The sequence below is a fragment of the Massilia eurypsychrophila genome (genome assembly GCF_002760655.1).
GTDB lineage: Bacteria > Pseudomonadota > Gammaproteobacteria > Burkholderiales > Burkholderiaceae_D > JAFCUW01.
The window spans coordinates 1-26,326 of the sequence record NZ_PDOC01000036.1 but is presented as its reverse complement, the minus strand read 5'-3'; the positions used below and the strand labels follow the sequence as shown (position 1 = coordinate 26,326).

The window sequence follows — 26,326 nt, the reverse complement described above, 5'->3', positions numbered from 1 at the left end:
TTATGCCTGATGACCATAGTAAATCGGTACCACCCCTTCCCATCCCGAACAGGACCGTGAAACGATATTACGCCGATGATAGTGCTGCAACCAGTGTGAAAGTAGGTTATCGTCAGGCTAGTTATAAAGAAAAAACCCAGCAGAGATGCTGGGTTTTTTTTCGTCTGGAGAAAAGCGACGCGTGCGCCCGCGACGGCCAAGGCCGCCACGAGCCACGCTGTTTTTTTTCGTCCGAAGAAAAACGTTACGACGGCGTTCAGTACGTTCCAGGCGAATCTCCAAGTGAAGTCTTGCGCGGTATGATGGGCGCTATGACGTTGACCGAGAAACAAAAAATGTTGGCCGGCGAGTTGTATCGCGCCACTGATCCAGAGCTGCAGGCAGACCAGTCCGCGGCGCGCGCGTGGATGGACCAGTACAACGACCGCCAGGAAGTGCCTGCCGAGTACGCGCGTGCCTTGTTGCTGGCGCGCCTGGCGGCGGTGGGCGAAGGCGCCATCATCCGCCCGCCATTCCATGTTGATTACGGGTTCAACATTACAGTGGGACGCGGCGTTTTCATCAATTTCAACTGCGTCATTCTCGACGTGGCGCAGGTTCTGATTGGCGACTTTGCGCAAATCGGCCCGGGAGTGCAGATCCTGACGGCCGATCATCCGCGCAATCCGGTCGAGCGAGCGCAGGGAGCCGAATTTGGCCGTCCCATATCGATCGGCCGGAATGTCTGGATTGGCGGCGGCGCGCTGATTCTGCCGGGGGTGAGGATTGGCGACAACGCACTGGTAGGGGCGGGCAGTGTCGTCACGCGCGATGTGCCGGAAGGTGTCACCGTCGTCGGCAATCCTGCGCGGGCGCTGTCTGAAAGCTGAATCGCGGAGCGGCTCATCCTTCTATTTTGCAAACTGCAGCGACGTTATTACAGTTCATCGCATCCTAAGTTGCGCGGCATTGTTTTTCTGTGACGATAGGCTTTTCCACTATCGTCTGAAACCATGTCCCTCTCATCAAGAACGAACATCGCGCTCGCACTTGCAGCATGCCTCGGCTGCGCCACCCCCGCATTCGCGGCCGCCGAAAAGGCCAGCATCGACACGATTGACGGTCGCAAGGTCGAATCGGTGACGATCAGACATCCGGCTTCGAAAGTCGTCGTCGTCTTCGAGAGCGGCTTGCGCGGCACGCTGGAGAAGTGGGATAAGGTGCTCGACGCGGTCAGTCCGAATGCGACGGTATTCGCCTACAACCGGCCCGGCTATGTGCAAAGCGACGTCACCGATGCGCCGCGCGACGGTGCGACCATTGTCGAGCAGCTGCGCCAGGTATTGAGGCAAAAGGGCCTCGCGCCACCCTACGTGCTGGTCGGCCATTCACTTGGCGGCCTGTACATGCAGCTGTTCGCACGCCGTTATCCGAACGAAGTGCAGGGCATCGTCCTGGTCGATTCGCTGATGCCGAAGATGATGAAGAAGCCGGAGTCGCTGCCGCTGACCACGCGCATCGGCAAGCAGCTGTTCTTTTCCGGCACAGTCGGTCGTGAGATCGATGGCATTTACGACACCGGCGAAATCGTCGCGGCACTGCCGGGCATTGATCATATGCCAATGATCAAGTTGATCAACGTGCCGAAGTCGGCAACTGCAATCCCGGTCGACTTCGGCGCCTTCAATCGCGACCCGGCGACCGTCGCATTCGTCCGCGGCCTATACCCGAATGCGAAAAAAGTGATTGTCGATTCCGACCATCAAATGCATAGTGCCAATCCGGAAGTAGTCGCCAAGGCGATCGCCGACATCATCGGTGCCCGTTAAGCAGAGAACCGTCAAACGTCCCCGCTTCCGGATCCACAGCGTGCGCCAGGGAAACAGTAAAACTGTTATTACTAATGTCCGCAAGTCGAAGGAGCGAACCGTGTGGTGGCAACGAAGTTGGTTAACCATTCAGCAAGAATTTTCTGATCTAGGCGATGCAGAGGACATCACGCGCCTGTGCGTGCGCCTGATGGTGGCGGTCGCGCTTGGCGGTCTGCTCGGTTACGAACGCGAATCGGTTGGCGCCTCGGCCGGTCTGCGTACGCACATGCTGGTGTCGCTCGGATCGGCCCTGTTCGTGCTGATACCTTTGCAGGCGGGCATGAATATGGAAGACCTGTCGCGCGTGCTGCAGGGCATCACGGCCGGCATCGGCTTTCTTGGCGCCGGCGCCATCCTGAAGTTGACCGATGAAAACCAGATCATCGGCCTGACAACTGCGGCGAGCATCTGGCTGACCGCCGCGGTCGGCATCGCGGCGGGCATGGGCAGGGAAGGCACCGCCGTCGTCAGCGCCTTGTTTGCCTTCGTTATCCTGTCGCTGCTGCGCGCGCGCAAGACCTGATCGCCCGGCGTTGACGAGCGGACTGAACGGGCCGCTTCACTCCGGCTGTTCAACCAGATATCCTTTGGCCTGCAGCGCCGCCACCAGCCCGCTCGGGTTCATGATCTGCGACACCGGCAGCAAGGCCAGGGTGGACTTGTTGGTGGCCAGCGATTTTTCGGCGGCGGCCAGCCACAACTCGCGCCGGCGCTGGTCGAGCGATTCCGCGCCCTTCAGCGACTTTACCCAGCTGCTGTTGGTGAATGCGGCGGTGCACGCTTGTTCCTGGTCGGGATAAGTCAGTGTGCGCATCGTGTCGATGTCACCGATGGCCCAGGCATTGGCGCGCACGCGCATGGCGTCGACGTCCACCTCGAGGCGGTCGATGGTTTTGGAAAAACAATCGAGATCGTCGAGCGTTGTCTTCTTGAAGTCACGCACCGCGCCGCGCGGATTGTCCAGCCGCACCGACACGCTGACCGGCGTATATTTCACGCCCTTGTCCTTCGCCATCTTCTGGATATTGTTGATGACATCCCGGTCGGACCCCAGTCCCGACTGCTTCAGCGCCTTGCTGAACAATTCCTGCGCCGCGAAAATCGGTCGCTCCGACTCGACGCCGGAATCGGCGCCGATATAGCGCTCTTTCAACGGCGTCCAGCGCGCGTACACATCGGCCGGCACCACTTGCTGCAGGCTGGCGCCATCGGCGTTCTTCTTGACGCCAATCACGAACGGCAAGGCGGTAAGCAGGTTCAGGCTGTCGGACCATCCGACCGACACGCCCGCGCTCGGCAGGCCGAGCAGTTCTTGCGAGTGGGACAGCACGCTTTCTACCTGTCGCGAGCGCCATTCCATCTTCGTCGGCAATGGCGAATAGGTGCCGAAAATCCACAGCACGCGATCGTCTTTCGACACTTTCCACAAGCCCGGGCCGGGGCGCTGCCCGACCACAACAATTTTTTCCGGTTCAGCAACCGGTTCGCTTTGCGACCAGGCAGGCGCGGCGAGCACGACGAGGCATACGGTGGAGAGCAATCTGGGCAACATGGTGAGATCCTGAACATTTCGACAGCGGATAGTACCGCCATTACTCAGTATATTGATACAAAAATCATCTTGTTACACCGACATGCATATGCCTAGGCGTCTGGCTGCACTGGCACAAAGATGCGCCGCCCGCCATGGGCGACGATTTCGATCGGGTGACCGAGATAGCGCGACAGCGCCGGCGCCGTCATCACGTCGCGAATCGGACCGGCTTCCCACGAGCCATCGCCCATCAGCAGCAATGCATGGCTGCATGCTTGCTGCGCCAGGTTCAGGTCGTGGCCGATCGTGACGGCGGTCTTGCCCTGCTCGCGGCACAGCCCGGCGATCAGGCGCATCATGCTGACCTGGTGCGCCAGGTCGAGCGCGTTGGCCGGCTCGTCGAGCAGCAGCAGCGGCGTATCCTGCGCCAGCATCGCCGCGATCGCCACGCGCTGGCGCTCGCCGCCGGACAGGCTGCGCACGTCGCGCTGCGCCAGCTGGGCCACTTCCATCGACGCCAGCGCGGCCAGCGCGATCGCGTGGTCGTCGCTGTTTTCCCAATAGCGCTGCGCGTGATACGGATGACGCGCGGCCAGCACCGTTTCGAGCACGCAGTACGAAAACGCATCGCTGCGCGTTTGCGGCAGGTAAGCGCGCTGGCGCGCCAGCGCCTCCAGCGGCCAGTCGGCCAGCGGCCGGCCGTCGATGGCAACGGTGCCGCCGTCCGGCTGGCGCAGCCCGGCCAGCGTGCGCAGCAAGGTGCTCTTGCCGGCGCCGTTGCGCCCGATCACGCACCAGCATTCGCCGGCGGCAACCCGCCAGTCGAGCTGGTCGACGAGGACCCGGGAGAGGACCTGCAGGCGCAATCCGTGCGTGCTGATCATGGCCGGCGCAGCTGGTGCAATTGATACAGGAAGAATGGCGCGCCGATCAGCGCGGTGACCACGCCCACCGGCAACTGTTGCGGCGCCAGCGCGGTGCGCGCGACGACGTCGGCCAGCACCAGGAAGGTGCCGCCGGCCAAAGTTGCCACCGGCACCAGCAGCCGGTGATCGGGACCGAAGGCGAAACGGCAGGCGTGCGGCACGATCAGGCCGACGAAGCCGATGCTGCCGGCGCTGGTGACCGCGCTGGCGGTGAGCACGCCCGAGCAGAAGAACAGGCCCTTGCGCAGCGCACCGACCGGCACGCCGAGCGTCGCCGCCGCTTCCGCATGCAAGGCCAGCACATTGAGCGAGCGCGCGCTGCGCATGGCAAACACCAGCGCCGCGGTCAGCACCAGCCACGGCAGCAGCCGCATCGGCGCGCCGCCGAGGTCGCCAATCATCCAGAACACCATGCCGCGCAGCCGGCTTTCCGGCGCGATCGACAGCATCAATGTCACCATCGCCATGCAGGCCGACGACAGGATCACGCCGGTCAGTAGCAGCAGCGAGGCGCCGCCGCCCGCGGCCGCGCCGCCGGCCAGGTCGCGCCGCGCCAGCAGGTATAGCATCATCGACACGGCCACCGCGCCGGCGAAAGCCGACGCATCGACCATCCACAGCGCGCCCATCGACAACAGCGCGAGCAGCGCGCCGACCGAGGCGCCGGCCGAGATGCCCAGTACATACGGATCGGCCAGCGGATTGCGCAGCAGCGCCTGCATCAAGACGCCGGCCAGCGACAGTGCGGCGCCAGTGACGAACGCGACCAGCGCGCGCGACAGGCGCAGTTCGAGCAAGGTGGCGGCCATCGTGTCGGCCTTGCCATGCATCAGTTCACCAAGCGCGGCCGGCATGTCCGCCAGCGGCACCGCAACCGAACCGGTCATGCCCGACAGGCCGAGGCTGCAAGCGGCGAGCACGGCAAGCGTGCCGAGCACCGCCATCGAGCGCTGGCGCGGGTCGCGCAACAACGGATGCATCGGACTCCTTTGGCCTGGGAAATCCGGCCATTATAAGGCGCGCGCCATGGCTTAACCGTGCGCGGCCAAAGTACGGCACAATTGGCACTTCAATATTGTCAATTTATAAAAGCGGGATGGGCATGAACGAACAGGTAGCGAAAGACGTGGTGCTGGTGCGCGCGATCGAAACGACGGATCGCAAGCACGAGATCCTCAGCGACGACGATCGCATGTATGCCAGCCGCAGCGCGAAGGAACTGGCCGAGTGGCAAGCCTCCGACAGCAAGTCGGCGGTCACGGCCGACCATTTTCTGCAACAGCGCTCCGAGCAGATCCTCAAGCGCCTGGCCGAACGCACGCCCGCGTTCGCCGCTTTTCGCCAGCGCAGCGCCGGCTGGAGCGGCGTCACGTTCGGCCTGGCGGTCATTGCGCTGCTGATCGGCGCCGGCGTCGATCGCATTGGCGATCCGCACCGCGTCGATCTGCTGTCGGCGCCATTGCTGGCAATCATCGCCTGGAACCTGCTGGTCTACCTGATCCTGCTCGCCTGGCTGTTCGTGCCCGGCCACAAGACCGGCTGGGCCAGCGAAGGCATGCTGCGCCGCCTCAGCGCCGGCGCCGCGGCGCCACCGCGCAAGATGCCGTCTGTGTTGTCGGCCGCGCTGACCGACTTCATGGCCGAGTGGGCCCGCCTCAGCGGCAAGTTGACCCATGCGCGCCTGGCCCGCACGATGCACCTGGCGGCCGCCATGTTTGCCCTGGGCGCGGTGCTGTCGCTGCTCGCGCGCGGCCTGTTGACGCAGTATCGCGCCGGCTGGGAAAGTACCTTCCTCGACGCCGCGCAAGTGCACCAGATATTGTCGGTGCTGTTCGCGCCGGCCGTGTGGCTGTTCGGCCTACAAGGTTTTACGGTGGCCGACATTGAAGCGCTGCGCTTTACGCAAGCGCCGTCGGCCATTGGCGGCAAGCAATGGGTGCTGCTGTACGTGGCCACCATCGCGTTGCTGGTGATCGTGCCGCGCCTGGTGCTGGCCGCCGTTGCGCACTGGCGCGCGCGCAGCATGGCGGCCAACTTTCCGCTCGACCTCGAGCAGCCATATTTCCGTAAGCTGAGCGGCAAGATCGGCGGCGTGCCTGGCGTGCTGCGCGTGCTGCCGTACAGTTTCACGCTCGACGAAACGCGCGACAAGGGCCTCGCTGCGGTCGCCACGATGCTGCTCGGCGAACAGGCGCGCCTGATGCTGCGCCCCTCGAGCGGCTACGGCGACGAGCCGCAGGACGCCCTCGGCGACACCCGCCTCGACGACCCCGGCGTCAGCATGACGGCGGTGCTGTTCAACCTGGCCGCCACGCCGGAAAAGGAAAACCACGGCGCCTTCCTCGAACACCTGGCGCGCGCCTCGCCGCGCGGCGTTGCGGTGCTGCTCGACGAATCGTCGCTGGTCGAACGGATGGGCACGCAGCTTGAAGCCAGGCGACGCATCGACGAGCGCATCACCTTGTGGCAGCAATTCTGCGGCCACCATCAGGTCAAGGCCAGCGTTGTCAACCTGCTCGATCCGCAGGCGCGTCCGCTTGAACAGGGGGCCGCATGACGACCACCCCGGTGCATATCCAGTTCGCGCTGATATCGCATACCAACAACGGCAAGACCACGCTGGCGCGCACTCTGGTCGGCATGGACGTCGGCGAAGTGCGCGACGCCGCCCACGTCACCGTGTTTGCCGAATCGCACACCTTGCTGGCCACGCCGGAAGGCGATTCGCTGCAGCTGTGGGACACGCCCGGCTTCGGTGATTCCGTGCGGCTGCTGCGCCGCCTGGCCATCGCCGGCAATCCGATCGGCTGGTTCCTGCGTGAAGTGTTCGACCGCTATCGCGACCGAACGTTCTGGCTCAGCCAGAACGCGCTGCGCACCGCCAAGGATGCCGCCGACGTGGTGCTTTACCTGGTCAATTCAGCCGAGCACCCGCGCGACGCCGGCTACCTGCCGGCCGAGATGAAAATTCTCGAATGGCTCGACAAACCGGTGGTGGTCTTGCTCAACCAGATGGGCCCGCCCCGTCCCGCTGCCGACGAGCTCGCCGAGCAGGCGCTGTGGAAGCAGCACCTGGCGCAATATCCGATCGTGCGCGACGTACTGGCGCTCGACGCCTTCGCCCGCTGCTGGGTGCATGAGCGCGTCTTCTACGAAGCGGTCGGCAAGCTGCTCGACCCTGCCAGCCAGCAGGGCTACGCGCGCCTGTTCGCCACCTGGGAAGCGAACAATACCGACCGCTTCCACCGTGCGATGGACATCACCGCGCAGCAACTGCTGGCGGCGGCGCGCGACAGTGAACCGGTGGCCGACGTACCGACGTCGATGCTGCGCTCGGCCATGAACGCGGTGAAATTGCGCAAGGCCGGCGACCTGGGGCAGGAGAAGGCGATGGCCGCCTTGCTCGAGCGCCTTAACAGCCGGATCGGCGCCGCCACCGGGCGCTTGCTGGCACTGCACAAGCTCGACCCGAGCGAGGCGGGCAAGATCAACGCGCGCGTGCGGCAGAATTTCGCCATCCGGGCGCCGGTCGACAAGGCGCAGGCCGGCCTGATCGGCGCGATGCTGTCGGGCGCGGCGACCGGTTTGTCGGCCGACGTCATGGCCGGCGGCCTGACGCTGGGCGGCGGCGCCTTGCTCGGCGGCGTCATCGGCGCGCTGACCTTTGCCGGCGCCGCCTGGGGCTTCAACGCCAGCACCGACCGCAACCATCCAACGGTGCAGTTCGCTGACGAATTCCTCAGGTCGCTGTTAGTGGCCAGCATCTTGCGCTACCTGGCCGTGGCCCACTTCGGCCGCGGCCGCGGCAACTTCGTCGACAGCGAGGCGCCGGCGTTCTGGCAGGACGAGGTCGAGCGCGCGCTGGCGATCCATGCCGACGCGCTCGGCAGCATCTGGCAGGAAGTGCGCGCCGAGGCCGATGCCGACAAGGCGAAGGCGCAGCTGGAAGAAGTCGTGACCGGCGTCGCCGCCCGTACGCTCGAACAGCTGTACCCCGGTTCGCCGCTGTTTCACGATACGATGTAACAGCTGTCCCAGATTGGAACAGCGTCACTGCCTGCACAGGGCGAGACGCTTGGCATGGCAATTGCTCTTACCTGATTATCAACCACCAGAATCAGCAGGAGACAAACCATGTGGCACTCCCCCCGCAAACTCGCCGCCGCAGTCGCACTGACCGCGACGGCGCTCACCTCGCTGTACGCCGTCGCTCACGGCAACGTCACGCCGCAAAGTGTCGACACCACCGGACTGCCGGTGTTAGGCGACAAGTGGCGCGACGAGAATCCGTACAAGACCAACAAGCTGGCATTGAAGATCGGCGCCTCGGCATACAACCAGAACTGCGCGCGCTGCCACGGCATCGAGGCCATTTCCGGCGGTATCGCGCCCGACCTGCGCATGATCGACCGCGATTGCGTCGGCCTCAAGAACGACACCAGGAAGGCCGCCTGCTTCAAGGAGATGGACGTCTATTACCTGGCGACGGTCCGCAGCGGCAAAGTGCGCAACGGTGCGGTCTACATGCCGCCGTTCGAGGGAGTGTTCAACCAGGAGGCGATGTGGGCCATCAAGTCCTACCTGGAAACCCGCCGCGAGACCAACTGATGCGCTCGACCGCCACCTTGCATGCAGCGTTGTTGGCGCTTGCGCTGACCTGCGCTGGCCTGCTCGCACCTTCGGCCGCGCGCGCGGACTGGCAGAAAATCCAGAACTCCGGCATCCTCAAGGTCGCGGTGTACAACGAGTTCCTGCCGTTTTCCGACAACGGCGCCGGCATCGACGTCGACCTTGCCGCGGCGCTGTCAGCCCGGCTCGGCCTGAAGCTCAAGCTGCTGCCTTTCCCGGCCGGCGAAAACCTCGGCGACGACCTGCGCAACATGGTGTGGAAGGGGCACTACCTCGGCTACGGGCCGGCCGACGTCATGCTGCATGTGCCGGTCGATAATCGCCTGATGGCCGAAAACCACAAGGTGAGCATTTTCGCGCCCTACCATGTGGAGACCGTGCGGCTGGTGCGCAGTGCGAAGACGGTGCCCGCGTTCGACGGTCTCGATTCGCTGGCCGGCAAGCGCGTCGGTGTCGAGAAGGTATCGATCGCGGCGATGGTGATGCTGGGCGAAGGCAACGGCAAGTTCCGCGACAACGTGCGCATTTACGACACCGCCACTGCCGCTGTCGCCGCACTCAAAGCCGGTGAGCTCGATGCGGTGCTGGCCAACCGTTCCGAGATCGAAGCGGTGATGAAAGGTGACAGCGCCTTCCCGCTGCACGACGTGTCGTTCCAGCGCCTGCCGCGTTCCGGCTGGGCGGTCGGCATGGCGGTGCGCAAGGACGACGTCGAAATCGCCACACGCCTGCAGGCGGCGATCAACGAGATGGCCGCCAACGGCGAGCTGAAAGCGATCTTCGCCAAATACGGCGTGCAGGTAGTCAAGCCATGAGGCGCGCCGCCATGCTCGCCTTGCTGGTGGCGCAGCAGGCAGCGGCGCAGGACTATCCGACACTGTCGATGCTGCGCGTCGAGGTGGTTGGCGTGGCGCCGCAGCCTGGCCGCGGCATCGATCGCGACGTTCTGCCGTACCCCGTCCAAAGCGCCAGCGCGAAAGCGATCCGCCAGGCGCAGGCTGGCAACCTGGGCGAGTTCATGGCACGCAACCTGAGCGGCGTGAACGTCAACGAGATCTCTGGCAGCCCGTTTCAGAACGACGTGACGTTCCGCGGTTTTCGCGCTTCGGCGGTGCTCGGTTCCGCGCAGGGCCTGTCGGTGTACCTCGACGGCGTACGCGTCAACGAGCCGTTCGGCGATGTGGTCAACTGGGACATGCTGCCGGAAGCGGCGATCGGCAGCGTGCTGCTGGCGACCGGATCGAATCCGCTGTACGGCCTGAACACGCTGGGCGGGGCGCTGGCGCTGACCACCAAGTCGGGCCGCAGCGATCCGGGCTTCGACGCAGAGTTGAGCGTCGGCAGTCATGGCCAGCGCCGCTTCGACGTGACGTACGGCGCGAAGCTCGACCAGCACTGGCATGCGCTGCTGGCATCGACCGCGTTCGATGACGCCGGCTGGCGCGACCATTCCGCCGGCCGCCTCGGCAACCTGTTCTTCAAACTGGGGCACGTGCGCGGCGCCACCGACTGGAGCGTCGCCGCGCTGGCTGGCAGCAGCCGGCTGCGCGGCAACGGCCTGCTGCCAAGTGTGCGCTGGACTGATGACGGCCCGCGCGACGGTCTGTACGAAGACAACCGGCGCGCTGCCTATACCTTTCCCGACGAGACGCGCAACCGGTTGCGACAACTGAGCTTCAACCTGCGCCACCAACTTGGCGCCGGCGCGCAGCTGTCGGCCACCGCGTATGGACGCTCGGGCCGGCGCGACACCGTCAACGGTGACGCCGACGACGACTTTGGCGACTATGTCGCCGCCTGCGGTCGGGACCCGGCTGCAGCCGGTTGCGACGAGCCGCCCGCGCACACTGCAGTGTTCAATACCACCAGCACGCGCCAGCGCAGCGCGGGAGCGGCGCTGCACTGGAGCGCGGCCCGCGCCGAACATAAGCTTGGCGCCGGCGCCACCTTCGACCGCAATCGCGTCAGCTTCGGGCAGTTTGCGCAGGAGGCGACCTTCAGCCCGGAGCGCGCGGTGCTGGCCGATGCGGACGAGCCACGCGAGCCGGAATCGTCGGTGGTCGGCGCCGCCCGCTCGTCAGGACTGTACGCCAGCGACACCTGGACCGTGCGCCCCGGTACGCATCTGAGCGTGTCGGCGCGCTTCAACCACGCGCGCGTGGGCAACACGCTCACCAACGACAACGGCCCGCAGCCGGCCGAAGCCTTCACCTACCGCAAGCTGAACCCGGCCATCGGCATCGCCCAGGAAGTCGGCGCCGGCGCCACCGTGTTCGCCAATATCGCGCAGAGCAACCGGGTGCCGACCGTGATCGAACTGGGCTGCGCCGATCCGGCCCAGCCATGCCGCCTGCCCGCCGGCCTGCAATCGGATCCCTTCCTCGAACAGGTGGTGTCGCGCACGATGGAAGCGGGCCTGCGCTGGCGCAGCGATGCTGCCGCGCTGTCGGTGTCGCTGTACCGTACCGCCAACACCAACGACATCCTGTTCCTCAGCGCCGGCACCCGCCAGCATGGCTACTTCAAGAATTTCGAACGTACGCGCCACCAGGGACTCGACTTTTCCGCTAACGGCCAGTTTGGCCAGTTTGACGCGCGCATCAGCTATAACTACCTGCAAGCCGTATTCGATGCCGACGGCCTGCTTTTTGCGGGCGCCCGCAATGTCAGCGTCACCCGCGGCACGCGCCTGGCCGGGCTGCCACGGCATACTTTCAAACTGGGCCTCGACTGGAAGTGGCGATCGGTATGGACGTTCGGCGCCGACGCGCAGGCGATATCGAGCCTGGTCACCCAAGGCAATGAAGACGGCTTGGTCGCCGATCCGGAGGAGGGCGCCGCGACGAAGAAGGCCGATTGGCGCATCCGCGGCTACGCGCTGCTGAACCTGCGCGCCAGCTACCGGCTTGGCCGGCACTGGGAGCTGTTCGCCCGCATCAACAACGTCGCCAACCGCCGCTACGAAACCTATGGCGCGGTCGCCACCGACCTGTTTCCGAATGGGCGCCAGCTGCGTCCTCAGGATGGGCCGGTCGATGCGGCGCCGGCGCGCTTCGTTGCGCCAGGTGCCCCGCGCGCAATAGTGGCCGGGATTCGCGCGACCTTCTGATCTGGCAACCAACGGTAGCCGGGTCGCCGTCTGTGCATAGGTGGTATCGGCTCCCGCTTGCGCGGGAACGACGCTGTCGAGCTGCCGTCAGAATGCGTACTGCGCGCTGACGCCCACCATCCAGTTGCGGCCGGGCGCCGCTTCGTAGTAGCGCTTGTTGGCGTCACCGATGATCAGCGAACCGACGTAGTTCCGGTCCATCAGGTTATTCACCCGCACGAATTGCTTGAAGCGCCACTGGCCCAGTTGCTGTTTGGCGTTGAAGCGGGCGTTGATGACCGCGTAGCCTGGCGCGGGAATTTCGCTGTTGGCATCTTCGGCGTAGACCTTGCTGCTGGCAACCGTGTCGAGCGCCGCGCCGAAACGATCCTGCGCGTCCTTCCACGCCAGTTCGGCGAACAGGTTCGCATTCGGCACGCCTGGCAGGCGGCTGCCGGCCAGCACACTGCCGAACGCCTGGTCGTAGACGGCGCGCAGCGCGGTCAGCGCCAGCCGGCCGCTGAAGCCAGCGCCAAAGCTGGTGTCGAGCGACAGTTCGGCGCCCTGGCGCAGCGTCTTGCTGGCGTTCTTGTAGCTGGTTCTGCCGCCGGCGGAGGAGTCGACCACCAGTTCGTCGGTGGTGCGCGCCTGGAACAGCGCCGCGTTGATGCGCGTGCTCGATCCGACGATCGCCTTCATGCCAGCCTCAAAGTGCGTGCTCTGGGCCGGCATCAGGCCGAAGTTGAAACCGGCGCCCGCGCTGGAGTAGAACAATTCGTTCAGCGTCGGCGTTTCGAAACCGCGCGCGGCGCTGGCGTACACGTTCAGTACCGGGCTCACTTTGTACAGCAGGCCAGCAACCGGTGTGGTGTGGCGGTAGTCGACGCCGCCGCTGTCGTTGCCGTTGCCGTTGCTGGTGTAGCGGTCGCTCACCGCGATCTTCATGCGCGTGTGGCGCACGCCGCCGGTCAGCACCCATGGACCTGCCGCCCATTCGGCCTGCAGGTATGGGTCGACGCTGGACAGCGTGTCCTGCTCGTCGCGCCGTGGCGCCCCGACCAGGCCGAACTGGTTGCCGATGAAATTTTCAAATCCGCGGCGCGCGTCATCCGATTTGCCGTAGTCGATGCCGAGCGTGGTAGTCAGCTTGCCCGCACCGAGCGCGCGCACGCGGGTCCAGTTGATGTCGGCGCCGTAGAAGTCGCGGTCGAAGTCGACCACGCCGCCCGAATGCGTCGGCGACGCCTGGAACGCTTTCGAGAACGACTGGAACTGGGTGACCTGGCGGTTGCCGCCGTAGACCATCACGTGCAGGCGGTCGTCGCCGAAGCGCTGGTCATAGGCCAGGCCGACCTGCTGGTGGCGGATGTCCTTGCGGGTGTCGTAGCGTTCTGCCAGCGTGCGCTTTGGCGTCGCCGTATCGGTGCCATCGATCTCGCCGGCGCGCCGGTCGCGCTGGTACGTGCCCCAAGTGACGCCAAGCGGATCCTGGGTGCCGTCCTGGCGCAGCGAGTTTGCCACCAGCGTCAGCTTGCCGCCCGGCGCGGGCGCCATCGTCAGCTTGACGAAGCCCTGGTCGCGCGTGGCGGCGCTGTGGTCGCGGTAGCCGCCGGTCTCGAAGCGCGAGGCGTCGATGACGTAGCCGATGCCCCCGCTGCTGCCTTGCGCGCTGAGGTCCGCCTTGCGGGTGTCGTAGCTGCCGCCGGACAGGTTCAGTTCGACCGTGGGCCGGCCCTGGCCGTCGCGCGTGAAGAGCTGGATCACGCCGCCCGAGTGGTTGCCGTAGATGGCCGAGAACGGGCCGCGCAGCACTTCCATCCGGTCGGCCATGTCGAGGTTAAAGGCCGACGGCTGGCCCTGGCCGTCCGGCATGCTGGCCGGGACGCCGTCGCTGATCAGGCGCACGCCGCGCACGCCAAACGCTGAGCGCGCGCCGAAGCCGCGCGACGAAATTTGCAGGTCCTGCGCGTAGTTCTGGCGGTTCTGCGCCACCAGGCCGGGCACCGACGCCAGCGCTTCGGAGGCGTTGACGCGCATCTGGCCGTCGCCGATGCGGGCGCCGTCGACCAGGTCGATCGACGCCGGCAGGTCGAAGCTGTTGTGCTCGATGCGGCTGGCGCTGACCACCACCACGTCCGCCAGCACGGGGGCGTCAGCGGCGCGTACGGCTGGCGCGATGGCGGTGGCGCCGGCGGCGAACAGGCTGGCGATGGCATTCAGGCGAAACGGGTGCGGCATGGTGATCTCCATTGATGTGATATCGGCGCTTGCCTGGCACGCAGGTGCCGGCAGGTTCGACTTTCCCTAAGCAATATACCTGCCATGCCCGATGCTGCGCCACACACTTGGGTGGCACGGCGCTTGCAAGATGGTGTGACAAAGCACGCGCAGCCGCGCGCGCGACCGTGAAGGAATCCTCATGAAATCGAGTTTGATCCTGCTGCTGGCGCTGGCCAACGCCGCCCAGGCAGCGCCATTCGCCTACGTACCGAACGAGAAGTCCGGCACCGTCAGCGTGATCGACACCGCCACCGACCAGGTGGTGCGCCAGATCGCAGCCGGCAAGCGCCCGCGCGGCATCGCCATCGATCCGTCCGGCCAGCGCCTGTACCTGAGCGACGCCGCCAGCAGCGCCTTGCTGACCGTCGCCATCAGCGACGGCGCCATCCGCTCGATGCCGCTCGGTAAGTCGCCGGAAGGTGTCGGCATCTCCGCCGATGGCCGCTACGTCGCCGTCGCCGTGGAGGAGAGCAACAGCGTCACGCTGTTCGACGCGCGCACCGGCGCCGAGCTGGCCGACATCAAGGTCCAGGGCGAGAACCCTGAACACGCCGTCTTCAGCCCGGATGGACGCTACCTGCTGGTGAGCGCCGAAAACGCCGAACAGGTCGACGTCATCGACGTCGCCTTGCGCCGCCAGACCGGCGCCATCGCGGTCGGCCTGCGTCCGCGCGGCATCGGCTTTGCGCCCGATTCGAGCCGGGCCTACGTCGCCTGCGAACTGGTCAACACGGTGTACGTGATTGACCTGGCGACACAGCGCGCGCTGGCCACCATTCCTGCCGGGAAGAATGCCAACGGCATCGCCGTGCATCCGAGCGGCAAGCAGGTGTTCGTCTCCAACGGCACCGACGGCACCGTCATGGTGATCGATACCGCCAGCAACACGGTCGGCGCCACCATCGCGGTCGGAAAACGACCGTGGAACATGGCGCTCACACCCGACGGCGCCAAGCTGTACGTCGCCAACGGCCGCTCCAACAGCGTGTCGGTGATCGACACCGCCAGCGCCCGCAAGGTGGCCGACATCGCGGTCGGCGAACTGCCCTGGGGCGTGGTAATCCATTGAACCGTAACGTGACACCTGTTCCATTCTGGATCAGGTGTGCTCGGCGCTGTTGCATGCATGGCGCATCGAGCCCCTATGTGGGCATGGCCGGCGGCGAGCTGGCACGGTGTTTGCGAATCAGGGCTGTACGCAACACGACTCCGTCACACCGACGGTTGAACAACCACACCACTCAGAGGACGACATGAATCTCGCGGACATCAGCAAACTGGGCGTCGCCAACCCGTTCAAGCAGCGCTACGACAACTACATCGGCGGCAAGTTCGTCGCCCCTTTCAAGGGCGAGTACTTCGCCAACATCACGCCCATCACAGGCCAGCCGTTCTGCGAGATCGCCCGCTCCAGCGCCGAAGACATCGAGAGCGCGCTCGACGCCGCCCACGCGGCCAAGGATGCCTGGGGCAAGACCTCGCAGGCCGAGCGCGCCAACATTCTCAACAAGATCGCCGACGTCATGGAGCAGAACCTGACCTTGATCGCCACCGCCGAAACGATCGACAACGGCAAGCCGATCCGCGAGACGATGGCGGCCGACATCCCGCTGGCGATCGACCACTTCCGCTACTTCGCCGGTTGTATTCGCGCCCAGGAGGGTTCGGTCGCGCAGATCGACCACGAAACCTACGCCTATCACTTCCACGAGCCGCTCGGCGTGGTCGGTCAGATCATCCCGTGGAACTTCCCGATCCTGATGGCGGTGTGGAAGCTGGCGCCGGCGCTGGCTGCCGGCAACTGCGTCGTGCTGAAACCGGCCGAGCAGACGCCGGCATCGATCATGGTGCTGATCGAACTGATCGGCCACCTGCTGCCGCCAGGCGTGCTCAACATCGTCAACGGCTTCGGCCTGGAAGCGGGCAAGCCGCTGGCGTCGAACAAGCGGATTGCCAAGATCGCCTTCACCGGCGAGACCGGCACAGGCCGCCTGATCATGGGCTACGCCGCGCAGAACCTGATCCCGGTCACGCTCGAGCTGGGCGGCAAGTCGCCGAACATCTTCTTTGCCGACGTGATGGACGCCGACGACGACTTCTTCGACAAGTGCCTGGAAGGCTTCGCCATGTTCGCGCTGAACCAGGGCGAAGTGTGCACCTGCCCGTCGCGCGTGCTGATCGAGGAGTCGATCTATGAAAAGTTCATCGAACGGGCGCTGCAACGGGTGGCCGCCATCAAGCAGGGCAATCCGCTCGATTTGTCGACCATGATCGGCGCGCAGGCGTCGCAGGAGCAGTTGGAGAAAATCCTGTCCTACCTCGACATTGGCAAGCAGGAAGGCGCCGCGGTGCTGGCCGGCGGGGCGCGCTTCGATCAGGATGGCGACCTCAAGGACGGCTACTACGTCACGCCGACCGTCTTCAAGGGCGACAACAAAATGCGCATCTTCCAGGAAGAGATCTTCGGGCCGGTCGTCTCGGTCACCACCTTCAAGGACGAGGCGGACGCCATCGCCATCGCCAACGACACCTTGTACGGTCTCGGCGCCGGGCTGTGGACGCGTGATGGATCGCGCGCCTTCCGGGTCGGCCGCGCCATCCAGGCCGGCCGCGTGTGGACCAACTGCTACCACCTGTATCCGGCGCATGCCGCGTTCGGCGGCTACAAGCAGTCGGGCATCGGCCGCGAGAACCACAAGATGATGCTCGACCACTACCAGCAGACCAAGAACCTGTTGGTGAGCTACAGCCCGAAAGCGCTCGGATTTTTTTAAGGAGGCCAGCCCATGACCCACGCGCTCGACCGGGTAGTCGCCACGCCCGCCGCCTTGCAGATGATCGCCGAACTGCGCCGCCGGCATGGCCCGCTGATGTTCTTCCAGTCCGGCGGCTGCTGCGACGGCAGTGCGCCGATGTGTTATCCGGCCGGCGAGTTCGACGTCAGCGCGACCGATGTCTACCTCGGCAACCTGGACGGCGCGCCGTTCTACATGGGCCTGGAGCAGTTCGCTTACTGGGAACATACCCAGCTGATCATCGATGTGGTTGCCGGCAACGGCGGCATGTTTTCGCTGGACAACGGAACAGGGCGGCGCTTCCTGACGCGTTCGCGCCTGTTTACCGATGAAGAGTTTCGAGTTCTGAGCACCCAACCGGTCAACGGTCGCGAACCATAAAATTTACAAGAAAGAGGAGAAGATTGTGCAGAAAAGAATCGTCGTGGGATGCCTGCTCGGCTTGAGCGCAATGTCGATGGCGCACGCCGCCGACGTCACCAGCGCCATGCTGTCCAACACTGCCAAGGACCCGAAGAGCGTGCTGTCGTTCGGCATGGGCACCGAGGGCCAGCGTTATTCGCCGCTGACCCAGATCAACACCAGGACCGTCGCCCGACTGACCCCGGCCTGGTCAATGTCGTTTGGCGGCGAGAAGCAGCGCGGCCAGGAGTCGCAGCCGCTGATTCACAATGGCAAGATGTTCGTCACCGCCTCGTACTCGCGCATCTTCGCGGTCGACCTGAAGACCGGCGCCAAGCTATGGAAGTACGAGCACCGGCTGCCGGACGGCATCATGCCGTGCTGCGACGTGGTCAACCGCGGCGCCGCGTTGTACGGCAACCTGGTGATCTTCGGCACCCTCGATGCGCAGCTCGTCGCGCTCGACCAGGACACCGGCAAAGTGGTGTGGAAAGAAAAGATCGGCGACTATGCGGCCGGCTATTCGATGACGGCGGCGCCGCTGATCGCCAAGGGTCTGCTGCTGACCGGTAACTCCGGCGGCGAGTTCGGCATCGTCGGCAAGGTCGATGCGCGCGATCCGATGACCGGCCAGCTGGTGTGGTCGCGGCCGACCGTCGAGGGCCACATGGGCCATCGCTACAACAAGGCCGGCAAGGAGAGCGACAACGGCATTTCCGGCACCGTCAACAAGACCTGGCCGGGCGAACTGTGGAAAACCGGCGGCGCCTCGACCTGGATGGGCGGCACCTACGACGAGAAGACTGGTCTGGCCTATTTCGGCACCGGCAATCCGGCGCCGTGGAACAGCCACCTGCGCCCGGGCGACAACCTGTACTCGTCGTCGACCGTCGCGCTCGACGTCACCACCGGCCAGATCAAGTGGGCCTACCAGAACACGCCGAACGACTCGTGGGACTTCGACGGCGCCAACGAGTTCGTCACTTTCGACATGGATGGCAAGCGCTACGGCGGCAAGGCCGACCGCAACGGTTTTTTCTACGTCATCGATGCAACCAGCGGCAAACTGCAGAACGCCTTTCCGTTCGTCAAAAAGATCACCTGGGCCAGCAGCATCGACCTGAAGACAGGACGGCCGAACTTCATCGCTGCCAACCGCCCGAGCGATCCGACCAAGGGTGAAGACGGCAAGAAGGGCAGCACGGTATTCTCGGCGCCGGCCTTCCTCGGCGCCAAGAATCAGATGCCGATGGCGTACAGCCCGCAGACCAAGCTGTTCTATGTACCGGCCAACGAGTGGGGCATGGACATCTGGAATGAGCCGATCAGCTACAAGAAGGGCGGCGCCTTTCTCGGCGCCGGCTTCACCATCAAGCCGATCTTCGACGATTACATCGGCGCCATGCGGGCAATCGATCCGAAGACCGGCAAGATCGTGTGGGAAATCAAGAACAGTGCGCCGTTGTGGGGTGGCGTGATGAGCACTGCCGGCGGCCTCGTGTTTTACGGCACACCCGAAGGCTTCCTCAAGGCGGTCGACGCCAAGACCGGCAAGGAGCTGTGGAAGTTCCAGACCGGCTCGGGCGTGGTGGCGCCGCCGGTGACGTGGATCGACGGCGACACCCAGTATGTCGCGGTCGTCTCCGGCTGGGGCGGCGCGGTGCCGCTGTGGGGTGGCGAAGTCGCCAAGAAGGTCAGCTTCCTCGAGCAGGGCGGTTCGGTATGGGTATTCAAGCTGGCCAAAGGTTGAGGGTGTAACCGCCCGATAGCGCCGCACGACGAAGGGTCTCCAGGGCGTGCGGCGGGCGGTTTTTGTGGCGGCTTCGGCCGCCATTTTTTTGCCCGCTTTTTTCGGCGACGCGATTTATCCGGCACGGCGAGGTTGTCCAGGTCGATCTAAAACAGAACAGCAGCGCAGCCGATTGATCCGATCCGGCACAGCTTCCGTGCACATCCGGCCGCGTCGTGGGCGTAGACGCCAGGCACGCAAATTGCCATGGACGGGGTACATCAACACGATGTGCTCACTAACTATAAATGATGGAGGAGAGACGGATGAAGAACGTATTCCTGTTGACCGCGCTGGCCGCGGCAAGCCTGCAAACGGCCCACGCAGTCGATATCAAATCGGGCGACTGGACCGTGTCGGTCGGTGGCATCGTCAACGCCTATTACACCGCCGTCTCGTGCTCGGGCGACGCCGTCGGCGGCCTGGCGCTGGGCGACCGGGGACTCGGCTGCGGCGGCCAGGGCGACCGCACCACCATCGGCAACGGCCTGCTGCCAAACGGCCTGGTCACGTCCGCTTCGTCGACCCAGGGCGGCTATGACGTCAAGGCGCTGATCGGTATCTACAACTCGACCGCAACAGACAGCGCAATTGGCCAGAACAGCGTAGTCGACGTTCGCCAGGCCTTCTTCACGTTCGGCACCGCGCAGATGGGCACGATCAAGCTGGGCCGCGACTACGGCATCTTCGGCGCCAACGCCATCCTCAGCGACATGACATTGCTCGGCGCCGGCGCACCGGTGCAGGCGACGCAGCGCGGCCGCGTCGCGCTCGGCCACATCGGCGCCGGCTACACCTATCTCGGCAACTACGGCCAGATGACGTACAGCACGCCGAAGTCGGCGTCCGGCATCGGCTTCGACCTCGGCCTGATGAGCCCTGTTGCGGATACGCCGATCCTGTCGGGCCCGGCCTACACCTCCAAGTCGAGTCCGCAGGTGCAGGCGCAGGTCACGTTCACCAATGACGGCTTCAAGGCCTGGCTCGGCGCCAAATCGCAGAAATTCACGTCGGTGACCCCAGGCGTGCGCGACCTGACGATGACTGGCTTCGAAGCGGGCGGATCGCTCAGCGCCGGCGCCTTCAACGTGCTGGCCAATGTCCAGGGCGGCAAGGCGCTCGGCATCCTGTCCGACGCCGACCAGGGCGACTCCAAGTCGAAAAATTACCTGCTGCAGGCGACGTTCAAGACGTCCGACAAGTTCAAGCTCGGCGCCAGCTACGGCCTCAGCGAAAACGACGACAACACCGCCGGCACCGGCGGCCTGAAGTCGAACGCCAACCTGACGCTCGGCGCCTACTACTCGCTCAACAGCCTGATCACGCTGGTCGGTGAAGTCGGGCAGACCCGCTCGAAGGCGTTCAGCGGCGGCGCGGCGCGCATGAACGGCGTCGCGCTGGGCGGCATCATTTTCTTCTAAGTACGTGCGTCGCTGCCTGCTCATGACGTGCTGGCTGGCGCTGCTGTGCAGCTGCCTGCCTGCGCGCGCCGGCGTGCTCACCAAGCCTGAGCTGGTGAAGCGCTTCCCGGCGCCGCTGATGGTCGGCGACAAGCAGGCCGACCTGCCGGTGTGGCCGCTGTTCAAGCAGAACGCGACAGCGACCGAACTGGTCGGCTACGTATTCGAATCGATCGACCTGGCGCCGTTGCCCGGCTTTGCCGGCGTGCCGATCAACCTGCTGGTGGCGATCGATCCGAAGGGGAGTTTCCTCGACGTGGCGGTGCTTTCCCATCATGAACCGGTGTTCCTCGACGGGCTCGGCGAGGCGCCGCTGTTCGCCTTCGTCGCGCAGTACAAGGACCTGTCGCTGAAACAGCATATCGCAATCGACAGCAAGGCCAAGCGCCTGCGCGCGCCCGACGCCGGCCACGCTTACCTCGACGGCGTGTCGAAGGCGACCGCATCGGTGCGCATCATCAACCAGAGCCTGTTGTCGGCGGCGCTGAAGGTGTCGCGCAAGAAGCTTGGCTTCGCGCAAGGTAGCGATCCGGACCAGATTGCGCGCATCCGCAGCGACATGTTCGAACAGAGAACCGTCGCGCAGTTGCTCGACGCGGGCCTGATCCGCCATCTGCGCGTCACCAACGGCGACGTCGAGAAGCTATTCGCCGGCAGCCCAGGCGCCGGCCTCGATCGGGAAGCGCTCGCGCGACCGGGCGATGTGTTTATCGACCTGTACCTGGCGGTCGCGTCGGTGCCGACGGCCGGTCGCAATGTGCTGACCGCTGCCAGCTGGAATAAATTGCAGAACCGGTTGGAGGAGGGCGACCATGCGCTGCTGGTCATGTCGTCAGGCAGGTATGGCATTCTCGCCGACGATTTCATCCGCGGCAGCGTGCCCGACCGGCTGGTGCTGAAGCAGGACAAGCTGCCGATCGAGATGCGCGACCTCGACCTCGAGATGGCGTTCGCTTCCGATAGCCCATTACCCGACGCCAGCGTCACGGTGCTGCGCGTGATCGGCCAGGCCGGCCTCGACCCGGCGCGTCCGTTTGACTTCACGTTGCCGATCACGCGCAACAAGGGCATCGTCTATCCGGAGCGTATAACCCGCGACATCAATTTCTCGTTGCAGGTGCCGGCGCAGTTCTACATTGCACCAGCCAGTAGCGACAAATCCTGGCCCGGCATCTGGTCCAGTCGGCGCGCCGAACTGCTGGTGTTGGGCGCCGCGCTCGCGTTGCTGAGCGTGGCGCTGCTGTTGCAGAAACGACTCACCGCCAACGGCGTCCGCTTCGCCTGGTTCCGCGCCGGCTTCTTGCTGTTTACGATCGGCTTCATCGGTTATTACGCCCAAGGGCAGCTATCAATCGTCAATCTCACCGGGGTGCTGCAGGCCTTGCTGGCGCGCCGCAGCCTGGAATTCATGATGTTCGATCCAATGACGGTGGTGCTGTGGGGCTTCACTGCCGTATCGCTGCTGGTGTGGGGGCGCGGCACTTTCTGTGGCTGGCTGTGCCCGTTCGGCGCGCTGCAGGAGGCAACCGGAAAACTCGCCCAATGGCTCAAGCTGCCGCAGCTGCGTATTCGCGCGCACATCGATGCACGCCTGAAGCTGATCAAGTATCCGCTGCTCGCGCTCATCCTCGGCAGCGCATGCCTGGCCCCGGCGCTGACCGACAAGCTGGTCGAATTTGAGCCGTTCAAGACCGCCATCACGCTGAACTTCGTGCGTTCGTGGCCCTACGTGGCCTACGCCGTCGGGTTACTGCTGGCCAGCATGTTCGTCTACAAATTTTTCTGCCGCTACCTGTGCCCGTTCGGTGCCGCGCTGGCGCTGCTCGGCAGGTTCCGTCTGCTGGACTGGATCCCGCGTCGCGCCGAATGCGGCGCGCCGTGCCAGACCTGCCGTCACCGCTGCGGGTACCAGGCCATCACGCCGGCCGGCGCGGTCAGGTATGACGAGTGCTTCCAGTGCATGGATTGCGTGGTGATTTACAACAGCGATGAAAAATGCGCGCCACTGATCCTGGAGGTGAAGCGCGCGCGCACCATTCCGATCGTTCGGGCGATCAATTCGTAAAAAGGGAAAACGCATGTTGCGTCGAAAATTTCTTGCCGCGTCGTTCGGGACGATGGCCTCCGCAATGGCGCCGGCATCGATCCAGTGCAACGGCCAGCTGTTCACCGGCGCCGCCCTGGCGTTTGGAACGACAGTTAGCGTGTCTGTCGTGCATGACGACCAGCGTCAGGCCGTGGCAGCCATCCGCGATGCCCTCGACCAGGCGACCCGGATTGACCGCTTGATGAGCATCTACAATCCCGCCAGCCAGGTGTTCCAGCTCAACCGCGACGGCGTGCTCGAGCAGCCGGATCCGCACCTGTTGCTGGTGCTGCGCCAGGCGCATGCGCTGTCGGAGCTGACGCGCGGCGCTTTCGACATCACGGTGCAGCCGCTCTGGCAGGCGTACCGCGCCGCGGCGGACCAATCGGCGCTGCCGACACCGCAGCAGCGCCGCCGGGCAAAGTTGCGCATGGGCTGGCGCCGGTTGGCCTTCAGTTCCGAGCGGGTCAGCCTTGGCAAACCCGGCGCCGCGATCACGCTGAACGGCCTGGCGCAGGGCTATGCCGCCGACCTGGCCATGGCCGCCGTGCACGCACGCGGCATCGAGCACGCCTTGCTCGACACAGGCGAATTTAGCGCACACGGCAACAACGGCGCGCAGCACCCGTGGACGCTTGGCCTGCTGCACCCGCGCGACGCCGATGCGCTGGCCGCCGTGATTCGGCCTGGCGCTCGCTGCGTCGCCACCTCGGGCGACTATGCGTCGACGTTCACACCCGATTTCTCCCACCATCACATTTTCGACCCGGCCACCGGCGATTCGCCGACGGAACTGGCCAGCGTGACGGTGGTGGCGCCCACCGCATTGCTGGCCGATGGCCTGTCCACCGCGTTCATGGTGATGGGGGCGCGCAAGGCGCACGCGCTGGCGAAGACACTTCCCGCGGTCGACCTGATGACGATCAACAAGCGCGGCGTGGTCTGGAGGTCGCCCGCTTTTCCCACGGCGGCCTAACATCGGACTATTTCAGATGGGGCACTTTGCGGTAGATGGTGTTGCGCGATACGCCAAGCGCGCGCGCCGTTGCCGACACGTTGCCGCCGTGCGCCTCCAGCGACTTGACGATGACCGAATGTTCCATCTCTTCGAGATTGGCGCCGGCGGCAATCATCTTGTCGGCGTTCACCCCCTTGTCGACTGCCGGGTGCATGTCGATGTCGTCGAGGAAGTCGTCGGGCATGTGACGCAAGCCGATTTCGTATTCGTCGCCGGCCATGATGATTGCGGTGCGCAGCAGGTTGGTCAGCTGGCGGAAGTTGCCCGGCCACTTGTGGCGCATGAACATGAACAGCACTTCTTCCGACACGGTGTAGCGCCCGCCGTTCGATTCGGTCGCCAGGATCTTCTTGACGACGATTTCAAGGTCGGTGCGCTCGCGCAGCGGCGGCAGCTTGACTACCAATCCGTTGAGCCGGTAATACAGGTCCTCGCGGAACAGGCCCCTGGCGATGCGGTCGCGCAGATTGTGGTTGGTCGCGCAGATCAGCTCGACATTGACGGGGATCGACTTGCCGCTGCCGAGCGGAGTGACCATGCGCTCCTGCAGCACCCGCAACAGCCGCGCCTGCAGGCCGAACGGCATGTCGCCGATCTCGTCGAGGAAGAGGGTGCCGCCGTTCGCCGCCAGGATCTTGCCGATCGAGCCCTTCTTGCGCGCGCCAGTAAAGGCGCCGTCCTCGTAGCCGAACAGCTCCGATTCGATCAGCGTCTCCGGGATCGAGGCGCAGTTGACCGCCACGAACGGCCCCATCGCGCGCGGTGAATCGTTGTGGATTGCCTGCGCCAGCAACTCCTTGCCGGTGCCCGTTTCTCCCATCACCAGGATCGGGATATCGCGCCCGAGCACCTTGTTGACCTTGTTGATGACCTGTTCGAGCTGAGGATCGCCGGTATTCAGGTAGCGCAGTCCGGAAAGCCGGCGCGCGTTGGCAACTTGCGCCGCCTGCGAGGCGTGCGTGGCCGCCGAGCTGGTACGCTCATTATTGCCGGACAGCGCCTGTACTTCGTTTCGCAGCAGCAGCAGGGCGCGGCCATACACGCGCACGCCGCTGTGCATGCAGAGGTTTAACAGCCCCGGCGCGGCAGTGCGGTAATGGTCGAACATGGCCGATACCGGCATGCCGAACAGCGAACTGAAGGTATGCGACTGTAGCGCCGAAAACGACAGCCCCAGCTGGAAGAGGCCATTGCGGTTCGCCGACAGGAAGCGTCCGCCCGGAGTGAACGAGGCGATGCCTTCCATTAAAGTGCCAATAAATTCCGGGCGGGCATGGAAATGCAGCGTGATCGAATCTTCGAAAGATGCCGAGAATAATTGGTTTTCGATCATCAGTGCCGACATGCGCACCAAGGCCATCGTGTGCTTGTGAAAGCTGCGCTGGTCGCCCGAAACGTCGAGCACGCCAACCACCTTGCCCTGGTGGTCAGAAATCGGCGCCGCCGAGCAGGTCAGAAAATGGTTGGCTTGCAGGTAGTGCTGGTCCGCATGGACCAGGGTGGCGGTCTGTTCCGCGATCGCCGTTCCGATCGCGTTGGTGCCCTTGCTCTCTTCCGACCAGGCCACGCCGGGCTGCAACGCAACCCGGCTGGCCTTCTCGAGGAAGTCGTCATCGCCCAGCGAATGGACGATCACGCCTTTTGCGTCGGTGAGGATCACCATATTGTGGGTGTTGATGATTTGCTGGTACAGCGTTTCCATCGCCGGCACCGCATGCGTGTGCAGCAGGCGGTTCTGCTCAATCAGCATCGACAGGTCGTTGCGGGCCAGCGGGCTGAAGTCCGGACGCGCGCCCGGACAAAGACCATACGACAACGAACGCTGATGGGAAGATTCAATAATCACAGGCATGTTGTCGTCGCAGCGTACGGCCGCCTGACCTTGCAGGTCCGGGGCAGACTGTTGTTGCATGATATGTCTCCGGTTGGGCCCTCGGGGGCTCTCTATATGGATTCGTGCTGTACCGTTTTGTCACACCTGCGCCAGGAGTGAACAATGGTCGAACGCGTGATGGTGTCGCCATTCTCGCCCCGACTATGAATGTCATCCTGGCTGGCCTTTATGTCAAGCATATGCGCTAAGAAACGCTGATTCGCTCTGTAACTGTAGCAAGCTTGATGCCATGTGTTGCGTGCCGTCCCGCAAATAAACTTGCGGGCGCCGAAACCGTTTGCTATAGTTCGCCTCCCCGCAGAAATGGTTAACGAAATCAAGTAGTTGACGACGGTCGGGGCACTCCGAAAAGGGTGTCGCAGGAAAAAAAGAAGTTGACGAATCGAGCTAAACGCTTCATACTCTTTCTTCTTCGCGGCTGATGAACACAACGCTTCCTCAGAAAGCCGCAAGCAGTACCGAACAAGTTCTTTAACAATTAACAGTCGATAAGTGTGGGCGTTTGATGAAAGTGCCAGTGACTTCGGTCACTGAAAACTTAAATTATCAAATGTTCACAAAGAAGAAATATAGGC

At 64.5% G+C, this 26,326-nt stretch carries 20 protein-coding genes and 1 rRNA gene; 16 read left to right on the top strand and 5 right to left on the bottom strand.

What is annotated here, in order from left to right; genetic code table 11:
• Window positions 1-5: 5 nt before the first annotated feature.
• The 4 genes from rrf (at window position 6) to CR105_RS26070 (ending at window position 2,373) form a co-directional block, all read left to right on the top strand.
• Window positions 6-118: ribosomal RNA gene (rrf, locus tag CR105_RS26085) — 5S ribosomal RNA — on the top strand.
• Between the two features lie 193 nt (window positions 119-311).
• Window positions 312-869, top strand: a complete 558-nt coding sequence (locus CR105_RS26080; protein ID WP_099793725.1) for a sugar O-acetyltransferase — start codon at window positions 312-314, stop codon at window positions 867-869.
• A gap of 123 nt (window positions 870-992) precedes the next feature.
• Complete coding sequence (locus tag CR105_RS26075) at window positions 993-1,808, top strand: alpha/beta fold hydrolase (protein ID WP_099793717.1); 816 nt, start codon at window positions 993-995, stop codon at window positions 1,806-1,808.
• Between the two features lie 100 nt (window positions 1,809-1,908).
• Window positions 1,909-2,373: an MgtC/SapB family protein gene (locus CR105_RS26070; RefSeq protein WP_099793716.1), complete on the top strand. Its 465-nt coding sequence runs from the start codon at window positions 1,909-1,911 to the stop codon at window positions 2,371-2,373.
• Window positions 2,374-2,409: 36 nt separating this feature from the next.
• Here CR105_RS26070 and CR105_RS26065 read toward each other — a convergent pair whose 3' ends face one another.
• From CR105_RS26065 to CR105_RS26055, 3 genes are all read right to left on the bottom strand, one after another.
• Complete coding sequence (locus tag CR105_RS26065; protein ID WP_099793714.1) at window positions 2,410-3,402, bottom strand: TraB/GumN family protein; 993 nt, start codon at window positions 3,400-3,402, stop codon at window positions 2,410-2,412.
• 92 nt (window positions 3,403-3,494) lie between these two features.
• Window positions 3,495-4,268 (bottom strand): ABC transporter ATP-binding protein, encoded by a 774-nt coding sequence (locus tag CR105_RS26060; protein WP_099793712.1) that lies wholly within the window; start codon window positions 4,266-4,268, stop codon window positions 3,495-3,497.
• The gene (locus tag CR105_RS26055) at window positions 4,265-5,290 is read right to left on the bottom strand and encodes a FecCD family ABC transporter permease (protein WP_099793710.1); all 1,026 of its coding nucleotides are present in this window, start codon (window positions 5,288-5,290) and stop codon (window positions 4,265-4,267) included. The genes CR105_RS26060 and CR105_RS26055 overlap by 4 nt, the downstream gene beginning before the upstream one ends.
• Window positions 5,291-5,412: 122 nt before the next feature.
• On the opposite strand from CR105_RS26055, the gene CR105_RS26050 reads away from it, so the two are divergent.
• From CR105_RS26050 to CR105_RS26030, 5 genes are all read left to right on the top strand, one after another.
• Complete coding sequence (locus CR105_RS26050; protein ID WP_099793723.1) at window positions 5,413-6,867, top strand: DUF2868 domain-containing protein; 1,455 nt, start codon at window positions 5,413-5,415, stop codon at window positions 6,865-6,867.
• Window positions 6,864-8,336, top strand: coding sequence for a DUF3482 domain-containing protein (locus CR105_RS26045; RefSeq protein ID WP_099793709.1), 1,473 nt, complete (start codon window positions 6,864-6,866; stop codon window positions 8,334-8,336). Before CR105_RS26050 ends, CR105_RS26045 begins: the two co-directional genes overlap by 4 nt.
• Before the next feature lie 108 nt (window positions 8,337-8,444).
• Complete coding sequence (gene pedF, locus CR105_RS26040; protein WP_099793707.1) at window positions 8,445-8,918, top strand: cytochrome c-550 PedF; 474 nt, start codon at window positions 8,445-8,447, stop codon at window positions 8,916-8,918.
• Complete coding sequence (locus CR105_RS26035; RefSeq protein WP_099793705.1) at window positions 8,918-9,754, top strand: substrate-binding periplasmic protein; 837 nt, start codon at window positions 8,918-8,920, stop codon at window positions 9,752-9,754. Before pedF ends, CR105_RS26035 begins: the two co-directional genes overlap by 1 nt.
• The gene (locus CR105_RS26030; protein WP_099793703.1) at window positions 9,751-12,048 is read left to right on the top strand and encodes a TonB-dependent receptor; all 2,298 of its coding nucleotides are present in this window, start codon (window positions 9,751-9,753) and stop codon (window positions 12,046-12,048) included. Before CR105_RS26035 ends, CR105_RS26030 begins: the two co-directional genes overlap by 4 nt.
• Before the next feature lie 87 nt (window positions 12,049-12,135).
• Here the strand turns inward: CR105_RS26030 and CR105_RS26025 are convergent, their stop codons facing one another.
• The gene (locus tag CR105_RS26025; RefSeq protein WP_099793721.1) at window positions 12,136-14,265 is read right to left on the bottom strand and encodes a TonB-dependent receptor family protein; all 2,130 of its coding nucleotides are present in this window, start codon (window positions 14,263-14,265) and stop codon (window positions 12,136-12,138) included.
• A gap of 181 nt (window positions 14,266-14,446) precedes the next feature.
• Between CR105_RS26025 and CR105_RS26020 the strand changes: the two genes are divergently transcribed.
• The 7 genes from CR105_RS26020 (at window position 14,447) to CR105_RS25990 (ending at window position 23,815) form a co-directional block, all read left to right on the top strand.
• A complete protein-coding gene (locus tag CR105_RS26020) occupies window positions 14,447-15,376 on the top strand; it encodes a beta-propeller fold lactonase family protein (RefSeq protein ID WP_099793701.1) in 930 nt (309 codons plus the stop codon).
• A gap of 184 nt (window positions 15,377-15,560) precedes the next feature.
• Window positions 15,561-17,081, top strand: coding sequence for an aldehyde dehydrogenase (gene adh, locus CR105_RS26015; RefSeq protein WP_099793699.1), 1,521 nt, complete (start codon window positions 15,561-15,563; stop codon window positions 17,079-17,081).
• Window positions 17,082-17,093: 12 nt separating this feature from the next.
• Window positions 17,094-17,483: a DUF779 domain-containing protein gene (locus tag CR105_RS26010; RefSeq protein WP_099793696.1), complete on the top strand. Its 390-nt coding sequence runs from the start codon at window positions 17,094-17,096 to the stop codon at window positions 17,481-17,483.
• Between the two features lie 70 nt (window positions 17,484-17,553).
• Window positions 17,554-19,254 carry a PQQ-dependent methanol/ethanol family dehydrogenase gene (locus CR105_RS26005; RefSeq protein ID WP_099793694.1) on the top strand — a complete coding sequence of 567 codons (1,701 nt, stop codon included), beginning with the start codon at window positions 17,554-17,556 and terminating at the stop codon, window positions 19,252-19,254.
• A gap of 305 nt (window positions 19,255-19,559) precedes the next feature.
• Complete coding sequence (locus CR105_RS26000; RefSeq protein WP_099793692.1) at window positions 19,560-20,714, top strand: porin; 1,155 nt, start codon at window positions 19,560-19,562, stop codon at window positions 20,712-20,714.
• A gap of 22 nt (window positions 20,715-20,736) precedes the next feature.
• Window positions 20,737-22,818, top strand: a complete 2,082-nt coding sequence (locus CR105_RS25995; RefSeq protein WP_099793690.1) for a 4Fe-4S binding protein — start codon at window positions 20,737-20,739, stop codon at window positions 22,816-22,818.
• Window positions 22,819-22,831: 13 nt separating this feature from the next.
• Complete coding sequence (locus CR105_RS25990; RefSeq protein ID WP_099793688.1) at window positions 22,832-23,815, top strand: FAD:protein FMN transferase; 984 nt, start codon at window positions 22,832-22,834, stop codon at window positions 23,813-23,815.
• Between the two features lie 7 nt (window positions 23,816-23,822).
• Here the strand turns inward: CR105_RS25990 and CR105_RS25985 are convergent, their stop codons facing one another.
• On the bottom strand, window positions 23,823-25,769 hold the full coding sequence (locus tag CR105_RS25985) for a sigma-54-dependent Fis family transcriptional regulator (protein ID WP_229414133.1): 1,947 nt from the start codon (window positions 25,767-25,769) through the stop codon (window positions 23,823-23,825).
• Between the last annotated feature and the right edge of the window lie 557 nt (window positions 25,770-26,326).